The sequence below is a fragment of the Sporosarcina sp. GTC18466 genome, assembly GCF_055389225.1.
The window spans coordinates 3,107,723-3,120,855 of sequence record NZ_AP044037.1 but is presented as its reverse complement, the minus strand read 5'-3'; the positions used below and the strand labels follow the sequence as shown (position 1 = coordinate 3,120,855).

Here is a 13,133-nt window from a genome sequence, read left to right as displayed (position 1 = left end):
CCAATCTATTTTGGTATCGAATCTGCCTATACGGCCATCCGCAATTATATCATGCCGCCATGTTGAGAGCAAAAAATTGTCAAGTTTCTCACATCATTTTTTCCACTGCCGCAAACCGCTTGTCGATTTCCCGGTATATCATATCGTGTTTCAAAAACTCGTATGACGCAGAGTGCAGCCAGCCGGATCTTTCCATTTCCTCCACCACCGGCCGTATCAGATCCGCTGCAGGCGATCTTTCGCCGCGCATGGCAATTTTCATCCACGCATCCCGGTATGCCGGCTTCACATTAAGATCTTCTCCGAACACGACAAGATCGCCGTAGCCAAGCAGATTGATGAATGTCCAGACGTACGACATATAGAGAAAACTGCCCATCTCAGAGTTCCGGTCGATCAGCAGCAGAGTATCCTCCATCCTCCCGAAATACTCGACCAGCTCATCGAGCGATTCCTCTTGCGGCGAATTGACAAGCGTACGCATCTGTTCGTCCATCATTTCCAAAAAGATTCTCGCATTCGGATGCAAGGAAGCGACAAGTTCCTTGAAACGCGCATCGGCACGGAAATGCGGCGGCTCCCGCAGCAGCTCCCCGTCCTGCCCCCTGAATGTGATGCCTTGCGTCTCCATGCCTTTGACGAGCGCAATGGAGCTCTCCGGATAGTCCGCAAGATCGGTGCTGTCTCCTGCATATATGGCCGTGAACTCGCTGCCGCTTAGCGCAATAACATATGTATTCATCAAAGATATCATCTTTTCACTGTACTGTTCGATAAACTCAAGGCTGCCGTCAAAATCACTCGTCAGCGGGTCTTCGATAATGCGGTCTGCCAGCTCAGAGGGCAGGCGGAGGTCCTCAATCAGCCGATCCACTTGTTCTTCCGCCTCTTGCCTGTTGATCGGCTCGCCGCTCTCAAGCTGCCTTTCCAAGCCTTCCCTCATTTCCTCGAATTCATATATGGCAGGCCATCCATAGTAAGAGCTGTTACGGGTGCCGACTGTCTCCTGGACGTCTTGTAAGCCTGCCACTGCGAACCTTTGATCCGCTTCATCCTGGAAAGTCCTCCCGAGTCTTTCGATGAACCGCTCAGATGAACTGAGTTTATAGGCGTCGCTATTGAAGTAGGCGGACGCGAAGACGGCAAGGAGAACAGCGGCAGACAAACCCCAGGCGATCCATGCTTTTCTCTGCCTGGCGACCGGCTGCTGGGCTTGCTCCTGCTGAACCGGCCTACCCTCTCCTTCTAAACGGGATGCCGGCTTCAGCCGCTCGTAGGACAGACGGAGGAGCGACAGTTTTTTCGCCAGCTCTGTCTCGCCAAGCGCGCTTTTCGCCTGCTCGAGCGAAAAGACGGCTGTTTCCTCAGTGATTTCCAGTATTCGCGCTATGTGCTCCATGTCGAGATCGTGGAACGCCTCTAGGATGAGCGGCAATTTCAATTGCTCCGGCAGAAGCACAAGTTTCCGGTGAAGCGCATTGTCCTCGTCGAAACTAGACACCTCCTCCGGCACATCTAAAGCTTCTCTTCCATGCAGAATGCCGATCAGCCGTGCGAACAGCTCATCTTCGCCGGGCCGCATTCCGGCATCCCGCAGATCTCCAATCAGCCGGCTGATCAGAATGCCCGCCTCCTTGCGGGGAACTCCGTATTGAATCAAAAACCGCTCGTGACCGGGCATCTGTTGCTGGACCCATTCCTCAAAAGTCCTTTCTGTCTGCTCAGCATCCTTCAACACGATCCCCCCTTCCTGTCTTCCACTATACCAGCTGGCGGATACCGGCGATACCGGAATCCTCAGATTATTACATTCAAAAAGAAAGACACTTGCCGGAGCAAGTGCCTTCGCCATCATACGATGCATTTGGCCTCGAATTTGACGGCCAGTAATTTATAGGAAATCTGCACGCATTTCTCAATAGGGATCCATAGCTGGAAGGAATGCTCGTAGATGTCGCGTATCTGTTTTGCGAGATCGGTCGGATGATCCAATTCGAGCAATTGTGCCAAAACACCAGCGATTTCTTGTTCATACGCATCTTTTCCCGCTTCGAAGGGATCCCATTCTTCGAGCAATACTCGTGCTTTTTGATTCATTTCTAGTAGTTCCACGTCTCGTCACCTTGTTTTTCTTTTGTCCTGTTTATGATAGCATAGTATCGTGTCAGAAATAAAGATATGAAGGAGTTTTCGCTATGAGTATATTTGATACTGTCATCGACCGCAGAAATACCCGGTCGGTCAAGTGGGGAAGCATGGAGACGGTGTATGGAATCGACGATGCAACAGATGTCCTGCCGATGTGGATTGCGGATATGGATTTCGCCGCTCCGCAGCCCGTCATCGATGCAATGCAGGAAAGGCTCGACCATGGTGTCTTCGGCTATTCATACATATGCAGCGGCTGTAAGGACGCGGTTCGCGAGTGGCTGGAAGCGCGCCACGGCTGGAAAACCGAGAATGACTGGATGCTCTTCCATCACGGCGTCGTTCCCGCTATCGCAACTGTCGTTGAAACGTTTACGAAGAAAGACGACAAGATCCTGATCACCCCTCCCGTATACCCGCCGTTTTTCAACGTGCCTAGCCACCAGGACAAAGAAGTGATCGAATGCAGATTGAAAGAAAAAGAGGGCTCATACTCTATTGATTTTTCAGAATTCGAGAAGTGTTTACAACAAAATGTAAAGTTGTTCATTTTCTGCAATCCGCATAACCCTGGAGGCATCGTTTGGAAGGAAGAGGATCTTCGTGAAATCCTGCGGCTCTGCAAACAGTATGACGTGCTCGTTTTGTCGGATGAAATCCATGCCGATCTTGTTTTCCCGGGCAAACACCATACTCCGCTTGCGAAGGTCGCAGAGTCGGAAGGCGGACGCGTCATCACATGTGTCGCACCGACCAAGACGTTCAACCTTGCGGGCGTCCAGGCGGCTGTCATGATTGCGAAGGACGAGGATTTGCGTGAAGCCTTGCAGAAGAACGCGATGGCGCATGGCCAGATGGAATTGAACGCTTTTGCGGCTTCCTCATTGATGGCGGCATACAAAGAAGGCGGCCCGTGGCTCGATGAGCTGCTTGATGTCGTTTCTGGAAATATGGATTATGCGATCCGCGAACTCGAGAGCAACATCCCCGGCATCAAAGTCGCAAAACCGGATGCGACCTATCTGCTATGGGTGGATTACCGCGGAACAGGCCTCAAGGAGTCTGAAATTATGGAGCGTCTCCTGACGAAAGGGAAGCTCGGCCTTGAGCCAGGTTCGAAATATGGGGAAGCCGGCGAAGGATTCCTCCGAATGAACGTCGCCGCTCCGCGCTCCGTCGTCGAAGAAGGCGTCAAGCGCTTCATCCAGGCGATGGCGTGATAACCGAATGCAAAAAGCACCCTCACGAATGAGGGTGCTTTTCTTGTTCTCTTGCTTCGCGGCGTTCCCGCAGGATTCGTTCTTCGAGGGCTTTTGTCTCCGCCTCCTGCTTTTTGGACTTTTTACGGATGATGTAAAAGGTCCAGATGCAGAGCGCCATGAAAATAGCAAAGGAGATGGCCGCCGGTATATACTCGGATTTATCTTCCGGGAAGTAAAGGAACGGCATCAGGATCACGTTCATTCTTGCACACTTCCTTCATTAATGGATTGCGTTATTTTTGCAGAATCTCAATGGATTCGATTTTGATGTCTTCAAGCGGCTTGTCGCCCGCTGCTGTTTTCGCGCCGGCGATCTTGTCGACGACATCCATTCCTTCTACCACTTGGCCGAATACGGTATGGCGCTGATCGAGGTGAGGTGTACCGCCGTTTGCAGCATACGCCTCCGCGATTTCTTCAGGCCAGCCGCCTTCTTTGAATTGATTCACCGTACCCGGGGCTGTCTTCGCCTGGACGATGAAGAACTGGCTGCCGTTCGTATGCGGGCCTGCATTCGCCATGGAAAGCGCGCCGCGGATATTGAACAGATCCATCGTGAATTCATCTTCGAATGTATCTCCGTAAATGCTTTCGCCACCCATGCCAGTGCCTGTCGGGTCACCGCCCTGGATCATGAAGTCATTAATGACGCGGTGGAAGATGATTCCGTCATAATAGCCATTTTCCGCGTGGGTCAAAAAGTTCTCAACCGTCTTTGGAGCTTGCTCCTTGAACAGTTTGATTTTGATGGGGCCGAGCGTCGTGTTCATGACAACAAGCGCTTCGCCAGCCGCCACTTCTTTAGATAATTGTGGATACATCAATGGTTCCTCCTTTGTGGTCACGCCACCTTGCGCCATATTGCGGGTAGCGTTTTTGCCGGGATTATGGAGCCGGCATTATTCTGCCTGTCCCTTGCACGCATGCAGCGGAGCATGGACAGCAGGAACAGGAGCCCAGACATTATAAGCTTCCATACCAGTTCTCATACTTCCCTAGTCTACCATATCATCGACCGGGAATCGATTCTCTAAGCATGTTATTTCCTTCGGGACCCGAATTGTTTTATACTTATACATGATTATGCAAACGTTTAGTCCAAGCGGACAGCGGGAAACCTGTTGCTGATTGGAACTTTTCAAATTTGTCATCGAGAAAGCGGGTTTCCAATATGAATGCGCAAAAACGGAATTTTACGATCATCTGGTTCGCAAATCTGCTCGTCGCTGGCACGATGACGATGATTATGCCGTTCCTCTCTTTGTATATCGAGACATTCGGCGATCATTCGGAAGCGTATGTGCAAAAGTGGGCAGGCCTTATTTTCGGAGCCACGTTCATCACCGCTTTGATCATGTCGCCGATCTGGGGACGGATCGCCGACAAGTATGGGTTCAAGCCGATTTTGCTCATCAACGGGTTCGGAATCGCGGTATCCGTCTTCCTGATGGGATTTATCCATTCGGTTGAAGCTTTTTTTCTTTTACGGCTGATCAATGGCGTTGTAACGGGTTTCATCCCCACCTCTCTCGCCTTCATTTCCGCTTCCACTGCACGTGAAGAGGCCGGCAAGCAGCTTGGCACTCTGCAGATGGGCAGCGTTACAGGCACATTATTCGGGCCTGTTATAGGAGGTCTTCTTGCCGATGCATTCGGTTTCAAGTATACGTTCATCATCACCTCATCAGCAGTTGCCATTGCTGCCTTGATCGTCTTGTTCGGCATTAAGGAAGAGCGTAAAGTGAAAGATGTGAAGGCTGCCAATTACTCACGGAAAACAATTATCAGCGGCTTATTCCATCACCGGCTCATGCTCAATGTGATGATTGTGACGGCTTTGATCCAAATCGGCAATTTCAGCATCCAGCCGCTCTTGTCCCTATACGTTTCAGATTTGACCGGGGCTGCCAACGTCGCTTTCCTGGCAGGTTTGACGTTCAGCGCAGCCGGCGTCGGCAACCTGCTGTTCGCCAGGAAATGGGGGAAGCTCGGAGACGACATCGGATACGAGAAAGTGCTTGGCGTCCTGCTTTTGCTGTCATTCGTCTTTATCGTTCCGCAAGCGTTCGTGACGAATATTTGGCAGCTGATCATTTGCCGCCTCCTCTTCGGCATTTCGATGGGCGGCCTGATTCCGATCACTACGGCACTTGTCCGCCGGGAAGCCCCCGTCAATGTGCAAGGTGAAGTGATGGGCTACAACCAGAGTTTCCGGTTCCTCGGCAATATCATCGGTCCGATGTTCGGAGGGATTATCAGCGGATATATCGGTATTTCCTCTGTCTTCATCTTGACTGGCGTCCTGTTTTTACTAGGGTTCGCTTTCCTATATAATGCGAAACGGAAGCCGGTGCAGGATTTTGAAGACTTTCTGGCAGAGGGAGACAGCCAGCGGACAGCCGGTTCTTGAGAAATATCAAATTTTTATGATCATGGCACACGTTTCCTTATGGAAGTGTGCTATGATTTTTTTTTATACCTTTTCCCGAATGGAGGGCTTTGATTGAAACAGATTGCCGGCTTAGGATTGATTCTTCTTTGCATCCCCATATTGGCCGGTATCCAAAGCGCCATTGCGACAGAATTATCCGCTGCCCGGGCTTCGAAGGAACAGCTGCATGAATCGGTCGTTCTGACAGGAACGGAGGCTGCTGTGCCTGTCAGCATGAAAGATCGGGACGGCCTCGTTTTTGCGGAGGAATATACGGAATGGCGGCAGCCGTTGCAGCTGAACGAGATTCCCCTGTTTATCCAGCATCTCTTTATCGAAAGTGAGGATAAAGGTTTTTTTGACCACCGGGGGTATGATGTGACGGCGATCGCGCGGGCCTTCACGGTCAATGCGGCAGCAAGCGGAAGGCTGCAGGGCGGCTCTACGATCACCCAGCAAGTCGTCAGGATGAAGTATTTGACGACGGAAAAGACATATGAACGGAAATTCCGGGAACTCCTGTATGCGGCGGAGCTTGAGAAGCTTTCATCCAAAGAGGAGATTCTCGGCATGTATTTGAATGAAATGTATTTCGGCCATCAAGTGTACGGAATCGGGGCCGCTGCGACCTATTATTTCAGCCGGCCGCTCAGCGAGTTGAGCGAAGCGGAAATGGCTTTCATCGCAGCGATCCCGAATAACCCGACGCTCTATGACCCTCTCACCCACCCGGACCGCACCAAAAAGAGACAGGAACTGCTCTTATCTGTACTGGCTGAGTCCGGAGTGATCACGGACGAGGAAGCTGACATGATCAAACAAGTACCGATCACCTTGAAAATCAAGAAAAAGACAGGCGGATTTGACGCCTATGGATCTTATGTGCTGGCTGAACTGAAAGACTTGATCGGAAAAACGGAGGGATATGAGGAGCGGCTCAATAGGGCGACGGATGCTGAAGCCAAGAAGGCGGTGCAGGAAGAGCTTGCCAAGCGGAGCGGTGAAATCATCGCCAGCGGAATCATCATTGAAACGGCGCTCGACCGCGGAAAGCAGCAGAGCGATGAAAAGGCGCTGTCTTCCTGCCTTGGAAACGGAGAACTGCAAGCAGGCGGCGTCGTGATCGACAACAAGTCGCGCGAAATCGTGTCGCTCTTCCCTGGGAAAGGCTATCGGAAGGCTGATTTCAACCGGGCATACCAAGCATACCGGCAGCCTGGTTCTGCCATCAAACCGCTGCTTGTCTATGGACCGTATTTTGAGAGCGGACCGTACACGGCGAATACGCCGATTGACAGCGGGCCGATTTGCATTGGTTCATACTGTCCGGGCAATATCGGCGGTTACGTATATGGGGTGACGCCCGTCGTGGACGCATTCCGGCTCAGCCATAATACGGCAGCGGTCCGGGTGCTCCGAACCGTCGGCCTCGACAACGCTTTCAGCTATTTGGATCAGTTCGGTTTCAAAATGGTGGCCGAAGAAGACAGGACGTATTCCGCGGCACTTGGCGGTTTTGCGAAAGGGCTGACGCCGCTCGAGATGGCCTCCGCTTACACGAGCTTCATCGACGGCACCTACAAGCCTGCCCATGCAATCCGAACTGTAAAAAATACGGACGGAGACATTCTATATGAATGGAAAGAGGATGCCGTCCCTGTCTGGTCCCCTTCCACTGTGCAGACCATGCGCACGTTGCTTGAGCAGACAGTCGTGAACGGCACGGGCACTGGCATCGCGGCAACAGGAGGCTATACGGGGGCTAAAACCGGCACGACAAACCACTATAAAGACATTTGGGTCGCCGGCCTGAATGACCGCTATACGGCCGCGATATGGGTCGGAGTGGATCAGCCGAAACCTGTCAGATACGCAAGCGAACAAAAGCTGCATCTTCGGATGTTCAATCAGCTCATGCGCAAATAATGCCTGCCGCTTCATGTCTGCGGCAGGCTTGCGATGACACCGTTATACAATTTCAACACCGAATAGAGCACCGCGGAGAGCAGGACGCTCCAGACGAGGATTTCAAATGCGATCAGGCCGACCGTGCTAGCGAGCGTCATGAATCTGCTAAGTTTGTAGACGACGAAGACGAAATAGATCAGCGATGTCACTAGGAAGATGACCAGAAGGACGGCAATGTTCTGGATGCCGGCGACGGAAGCCAGCGCGCCGAAGAAATAGATGACATTGCCCCCTTTCGCTTCACTATACGACTCGCCTTTCGCATCTTTTGAAAAGAAGAGCATCGCTGTCTCATGGATTGTCTCCGCGATGAGCTTCAAAGCGGAAAACACCATGAAGAACAGAAGCGTGTACAGCAGCAGCAGGATGATCCGCAGCTCTGCGTCTGTCAGAAATTCGCGGAGCCCCGCGTATAGGCCGATTTCATCAAAGAAACTGACGGATATTCCGACAGTGAAGACACCGAACGTCAAACTGAACAGCACGATTGTGACGAACGGCAAATATCCGAACAAGTAAGGATTTTTCATGTTGCACCCCAAAAAGATTCTTTCATATATACTAGCGGATTTCACCCTGCATGCGCAACAGCACGCCGGATGTCTGCGATGCAAAAACACTTGATGTACGTTATACTTCTAATCATTGGACCGCAGTTTACTCACTTACTGGAAGGAGGATTTTCTTGGAATCCGTATTGTTGATTTTTCTGCCGATCGTGGCAGCCATTCTCGTTCCGATGCTGTTCCGAAACGTGAAACATATACATACTGGTTGGTTTGTCCTAGTGATTCCCGTTGTGTTATTCGCCTATTATGTGACGCTCATTCCGCTCACTATGGACGGCGGGCAGGCGGTATCTGAATTGCCATGGATTCCGTCCATGGGCATTTCGTTCGTCTCGTACATAGACGGTCTCAGCCTGCTGTTCACGCTGCTGATCACGGGCATCGGCTCTTTAGTTGTACTATACTCCATTTTCTATTTGGACAAGAACAAGGAGAAGTTAGGCAACTTTTATGTCTATCTTCTTCTTTTCATGAGCGCGATGCTGGGCGTTGTCCAATCCGATAACATCATTTCGCTCTATCTGTTCTGGGAGTTGACGTCGATTTCCTCGTTCCTGCTGATCGGCTACTGGTATAACCGGGACCGCTCGCGTTTCGGGGCGCTGAAATCGATGATGATCACCGTTTTCGGAGGCTTGATGATGCTTGGGGGGTTCGCTCTTCTCGGAATCATGGGGGATACGTTCTCCATCCGCGAATTGATCGATCAGGCTCCGGCGTTTGCGGGCCAGCATTATTTCACATGGGCGCTCGTGCTGATCCTCCTTGGAGCATTCACGAAATCGGCCCAGTTTCCGTTCTACATCTGGCTTCCGGATGCGATGGAGGCGCCTACACCTGTCAGTGCCTACTTGCACTCGGCGACGATGGTCAAGGCGGGACTGTATCTCGTCGCCCGCTTCACACCGATTTTTGCCGTTTCCGACCTATGGATCTGGCTCGTCACAGGCATCGGCCTTCTGACGCTGTTCTGGGGTTCCTTCTTCGCGGTGAAACAGACCGACTTGAAAGGGATCTTGGCCTTTTCGACGGTCAGCCAGCTCGGTCTTATCATGTCTCTGCTCGGCGCGGGTGCGATTGCGTTCCATGCTGATGATGCGATGTTCCGTTTCGCGACATTCGCGGCCATTTTCCATCTGATCAACCATGCGACCTTCAAAGGAAGCCTGTTCATGATTGCAGGGATTGTCGACCATGAGACCGGGACACGTGACATACGCAAGCTCGGCGGACTGATGAGCATCATGCCGGTCAGCTTCACGGTCGCGTTCATCAGTTCCATGTCGATGGCCGGACTGCCGCCGTTCAACGGCTTTTTGAGCAAGGAGATGTTCCTTGACTCCATGCTCGCCCTTCCGAATTTCGAGCTGTACAACTTCTCGACATGGGGCCCTGTGCTAGTCGTGGTCGCATGGATTGCGAGTGTGTTCACATTCGTCTACAGCTTCTATTTCGTCTTCAAGACATTCACCGGGAAGCGGAAACAGGAGAAGCTGCCGCTGGAGCCGCACGAAGCGCCTGCCGGCATGCTGATTGCCCCTGTGATTCTCGGCGCGCTTGTCGTAGCCATCTTTTTCATCCCGAACTTGGTCGCTAAATGGCTGATCAAGCCGGCGGTCGCGGCCATCCAGCCGCAGCTGTATGACAAGCCTTCGGATATCGATATCCACGTTGCGGCCTGGCACGGGTTCGACTCCCCTGCCCTTTGGCTGACGCTTGGTGTCATCGCAGTCGGTGCAATCCTATACGCAACGCTGCCTAAATGGCAGAAGCTCTACGATCTGCAGCCGGCCCGCCTGTCGCTGAATGTGTTTTACGACGGTCTTATGCGATTCAGCGAAAAAGGGATGAACCGTTTGTCACGCTCGTACATGACAGGGTTGATCCGCACCTACATGATTTACATGTTCGCGTTCATATCGGTCTTTGTGATCATCATCCTGTTCGTGAAGGATGCATTCAAAGTCGATATGGACAGCTTTGCGCCGGTCACGCTGTACAGCATTGTCAACGCCGTCATCCTGCTGCTCGCCGTGTTCTTCGTCATCTTCTCGAAAACACGCCTGGCCGCGATCATTTCGCTTGGCGCTGTCGGCTATTCGGTCGCTCTGTTCTTCGTCATCTTCAAAGCGCCTGACCTGGCTCTTACGCAGCTCGTCATCGAGACGGTATCAGTCGCCCTGTTCCTGCTTGCGTTCAAGCATTTGCCGAAGCTGAAGGACCACGGGGAGACCGCCAAGACGAAACTCGTCAACCTCATCGTCTCTTTAGGCGTCGGGGTCACGGTGACGCTTGTAGCGCTTTCCGCACACTCGCAGAAGCTGATTCCGTCCATCTCGCACTTCTATAAGGAGACGGTCCATTCGGAAGCGGGCGGCGGAAATATCGTCAACGTCATCCTCGTCGACTACCGTGGCTTTGATACCTTGTTTGAAATTGCGGTGTTGTCGATTGCAGGAATGGGCGTGCTCGGGATGATCAAATTACGCCTGTCAAAGAAAAGGAGGGCCACTGATGAAAACAAATGATGTCATTTTGCAGACGACGACTAAAGTGGTATTTTTCATCATCTTCCTTTTTGCGATCCATATCTTCTTTGCCGGCCATTATTCACCGGGCGGCGGATTTGTCGGCGGGTTGCTGACGACGGGCGCGCTTGTCCTTCTGCTGCTAGCTTTTGACCTTAAAACGGTGCAGCGTGCGCTCCCGTTCAACTTCATCATCGTCATCGGCGTCGGCCTCCTGCTCGCCCTATTCACGGCAGCCGGCTCGATTTTCGCTGATGTGCCTTTCTTCACCCACGCATTCAGCGATTTCACGCTGCCATTGTTCGGAGTCACCTCCCTGCATACGGCGATGCTGTTCGACGCTGGCGTGTATCTGGTCGTTGTCGGAGCGGCAATGACCATCATCCAATCGATCGGAGGGGATTCCTGATGGAACTGGTAATGGCCATTCTGATCGGCGTGCTGTTCACCGCCGCCGTCTATCTGATCCTGTCGAGAAGCTTGCTGAAGGTCATACTCGGTACAGGCCTGCTCAGCCATGGTGCCCATCTGCTCATCCTGACGATGGGCGGCCTTGGAGGTTCCGCTCCGCCGGTGCTTGCGGACGGCGTCACCGATTTTGTCGATCCGCTGCCTCAAGCGTTGATCCTGACCGCCATCGTCATCAGTTTTGGGGTGACGGCGTTCATCCTGGTGCTTGCCTACCGGACGTATGCGGTCCATAAGACGGATAATATGAATATGTTGAGAGGAAATGATGAACATGATTAACTTACTATTATTTCCGATCATCATTCCATTCTTTTTCGCCATTCTCTTGCTGTTCTTCAAGGATCAGGTGAAGACGCAGCGATTTCTTGCCGTCATCGGTCTTCTGGCAAGCCTTGCGTCTGCCCTGTACCTCGTCCTGACGGTGAAGACGGATGGCGTGCAATCGATCACACTCGGCAGCTGGCCGGCTCCGTTCGGCATCGCCATGGTGTCTGACATGCTGTCTGCCCTGCTTGTGACGACGACGATCCTTCTGACTTTGTTTGTCGTCATCTACAGCTTTGTCACAATCGGAGAAGAACGGGAACATTATTTCTACTACTCTGCCATCCTGTTCATGATCACCGGCATCAACGGCGCTTTCACGACAGGTGATATTTTCAACATGTTCGTCTTCTTCGAAGTGCTGCTGATCGCTTCCTATGTATTGATTGTGCTCGGCGGGGAGAAAAGGCAGCTGCGGGAATCTGTCAAATACATACTGATCAATGTCGTATCCTCTTCACTGTTTGTCATTACGATCGCGTATCTGTACTCGGTCGTCGGCACGCTGAACATGGCTGACATCGCAGTCAAGATCGCGGACATCGGCCAGCCCGGCATCATCACGGTCATTGCGGTGCTCCTGTTGATCGTATTCGGAATCAAAGGCTCCATCTTCCCGTTATATTTCTGGCTGCCAGGGTCGTATGCCGCGCCGCCCGTGCCGGTTCTCGCCCTGTTCGGGGCCTTGCTGACAAAAGTGGGCGTCTATGCAATCATACGGACGTACACGCTGTTCTTCACCCATGACATCGGCTTCACGCATGAGGTGCTGATGGTGCTGTCGATCCTTACGATCATCGCGGGCTGTATCGGTGCGCTTGCGTACTTCGATGTGAAGCAGATCATCATTTACAACATCGTCATCGCGGTCGGCGTCATCCTGTTCGGCGCTGCGCAGATGAATGAAGCCGGCGTTTCCGGCGCGGTGTTCTATCTGATCCATGACATGCTGATCAAGGCCGCCCTGTTCCTGCTGATCGGCATGGTGATCTATGTGACCGGCACGAGCGACTTAAGGAAGATGGGCGGCTTGATGAAGACGCATCCCGCTCTCGGATGGCTGTATCTCGTTGCCGCATTCGGCCTTGCGGGGATTCCGCCGCTATCCGGCTTCATCGGGAAATTGCAGATCGTCCGCGGGGCGTTCGAAGCGGATCATATGTGGGGAAGCATCATCATCCTCGCATCCAGCCTTATCGTCCTGCTGTCGGTCATCCGGATCTTCATCTACGCCTTCTGGGGAGAGCCGCAGGAATTGCCTATGGCCGCCCGGAAGCCATACCGGCATATGATGGTCCCGGCCGCTGTTCTTGTCGCTCTGACGGTACTATACGGCGTAGGAACAGAATGGCTCATCCCGTATGTGACGGATGCCACAGACGTATTATTGCAACCTTCCATCTATATAGATGCGGTATTAAAGGAGTGAATG

General features: G+C 52.4%; 12 protein-coding genes. 7 read left to right on the top strand and 5 right to left on the bottom strand.

What is annotated here, in order from left to right; translation table 11 throughout:
• Positions 1-88 precede the first annotated feature (88 nt).
• Positions 89-1,735: a sigma-70 RNA polymerase sigma factor region 4 domain-containing protein gene (locus ACZ5FK_RS15640; protein ID WP_464805785.1), complete on the bottom strand. Its 1,647-nt coding sequence runs from the start codon at positions 1,733-1,735 to the stop codon at positions 89-91.
• A gap of 116 nt (positions 1,736-1,851) precedes the next feature.
• On the bottom strand, positions 1,852-2,112 hold the full coding sequence (locus ACZ5FK_RS15635; RefSeq protein ID WP_464805784.1) for a DUF1871 family protein: 261 nt from the start codon (positions 2,110-2,112) through the stop codon (positions 1,852-1,854).
• Between the two features lie 83 nt (positions 2,113-2,195).
• Here ACZ5FK_RS15635 and ACZ5FK_RS15630 point away from each other — a divergent pair, with 83 nt between their 5' ends.
• Entirely contained in the window at positions 2,196-3,368 is a 1,173-nt protein-coding gene (locus tag ACZ5FK_RS15630) for a MalY/PatB family protein (RefSeq protein WP_464805783.1), read from the top strand.
• A 22-nt stretch (positions 3,369-3,390) separates the two neighbouring features.
• Here ACZ5FK_RS15630 and ACZ5FK_RS15625 read toward each other — a convergent pair whose 3' ends face one another.
• Together ACZ5FK_RS15625 and ACZ5FK_RS15620 are read right to left on the bottom strand one after the other, a co-directional pair.
• Positions 3,391-3,612 (bottom strand): hypothetical protein, encoded by a 222-nt coding sequence (locus tag ACZ5FK_RS15625; RefSeq protein ID WP_464805782.1) that lies wholly within the window; start codon positions 3,610-3,612, stop codon positions 3,391-3,393.
• Positions 3,613-3,643: 31 nt separating this feature from the next.
• Positions 3,644-4,231 (bottom strand): peptidylprolyl isomerase, encoded by a 588-nt coding sequence (locus ACZ5FK_RS15620; protein WP_464805781.1) that lies wholly within the window; start codon positions 4,229-4,231, stop codon positions 3,644-3,646.
• A gap of 350 nt (positions 4,232-4,581) precedes the next feature.
• Between ACZ5FK_RS15620 and ACZ5FK_RS15615 the strand changes: the two genes are divergently transcribed.
• Both ACZ5FK_RS15615 and ACZ5FK_RS15610 read left to right on the top strand, forming a co-directional pair.
• Positions 4,582-5,820, top strand: coding sequence for an MFS transporter (locus ACZ5FK_RS15615; protein ID WP_464805780.1), 1,239 nt, complete (start codon positions 4,582-4,584; stop codon positions 5,818-5,820).
• Between the two features lie 93 nt (positions 5,821-5,913).
• Positions 5,914-7,767, top strand: a complete 1,854-nt coding sequence (locus ACZ5FK_RS15610; RefSeq protein WP_464805779.1) for a transglycosylase domain-containing protein — start codon at positions 5,914-5,916, stop codon at positions 7,765-7,767.
• Positions 7,768-7,778: 11 nt separating this feature from the next.
• Here ACZ5FK_RS15610 and ACZ5FK_RS15605 read toward each other — a convergent pair whose 3' ends face one another.
• Complete coding sequence (locus tag ACZ5FK_RS15605) at positions 7,779-8,339, bottom strand: DUF5366 family protein (RefSeq protein WP_464805778.1); 561 nt, start codon at positions 8,337-8,339, stop codon at positions 7,779-7,781.
• A 155-nt stretch (positions 8,340-8,494) separates the two neighbouring features.
• On the opposite strand from ACZ5FK_RS15605, the gene ACZ5FK_RS15600 reads away from it, so the two are divergent.
• The 4 genes from ACZ5FK_RS15600 to ACZ5FK_RS15585 are packed head-to-tail and all read left to right on the top strand — an operon-like array spanning position 8,495 to position 13,130.
• A complete protein-coding gene (locus tag ACZ5FK_RS15600) occupies positions 8,495-10,906 on the top strand; it encodes a Na+/H+ antiporter subunit A (RefSeq protein ID WP_464805777.1) in 2,412 nt (803 codons plus the stop codon).
• The gene (locus tag ACZ5FK_RS15595) at positions 10,893-11,315 is read left to right on the top strand and encodes a Na(+)/H(+) antiporter subunit B (RefSeq protein WP_464805776.1); all 423 of its coding nucleotides are present in this window, start codon (positions 10,893-10,895) and stop codon (positions 11,313-11,315) included. Before ACZ5FK_RS15600 ends, ACZ5FK_RS15595 begins: the two co-directional genes overlap by 14 nt.
• A complete protein-coding gene (locus ACZ5FK_RS15590; RefSeq protein ID WP_464805775.1) occupies positions 11,315-11,656 on the top strand; it encodes a Na(+)/H(+) antiporter subunit C in 342 nt (113 codons plus the stop codon). Before ACZ5FK_RS15595 ends, ACZ5FK_RS15590 begins: the two co-directional genes overlap by 1 nt.
• Positions 11,649-13,130, top strand: coding sequence for a Na+/H+ antiporter subunit D (locus ACZ5FK_RS15585; protein WP_464805774.1), 1,482 nt, complete (start codon positions 11,649-11,651; stop codon positions 13,128-13,130). Before ACZ5FK_RS15590 ends, ACZ5FK_RS15585 begins: the two co-directional genes overlap by 8 nt.
• The last annotated feature ends 3 nt before the right edge of the window (positions 13,131-13,133 follow it).

Bases quoted from the DNA above. Each gene is read 5' to 3' on its own strand.
- ACZ5FK_RS15590 (WP_464805775.1), top strand. From the start codon at position 11,315: ATGGAACTGGTAATGGCCATTCTGATCGGCGTGCTGTTCACCGCCGCC.
- ACZ5FK_RS15585 (WP_464805774.1), top strand. From the start codon at position 11,649: ATGATTAACTTACTATTATTTCCGATCATCATTCCATTCTTTTTCGCC.
- ACZ5FK_RS15605 (WP_464805778.1), bottom strand. From the start codon at position 8,339: ATGAAAAATCCTTACTTGTTCGGATATTTGCCGTTCGTCACAATCGTG.
- ACZ5FK_RS15615 (WP_464805780.1), top strand. From the start codon at position 4,582: ATGAATGCGCAAAAACGGAATTTTACGATCATCTGGTTCGCAAATCTG.
- ACZ5FK_RS15595 (WP_464805776.1), top strand. From the start codon at position 10,893: ATGAAAACAAATGATGTCATTTTGCAGACGACGACTAAAGTGGTATTT.
- ACZ5FK_RS15625 (WP_464805782.1), bottom strand. From the start codon at position 3,612: ATGAACGTGATCCTGATGCCGTTCCTTTACTTCCCGGAAGATAAATCC.
- ACZ5FK_RS15620 (WP_464805781.1), bottom strand. From the start codon at position 4,231: ATGTATCCACAATTATCTAAAGAAGTGGCGGCTGGCGAAGCGCTTGTT.
- ACZ5FK_RS15630 (WP_464805783.1), top strand. From the start codon at position 2,196: ATGAGTATATTTGATACTGTCATCGACCGCAGAAATACCCGGTCGGTC.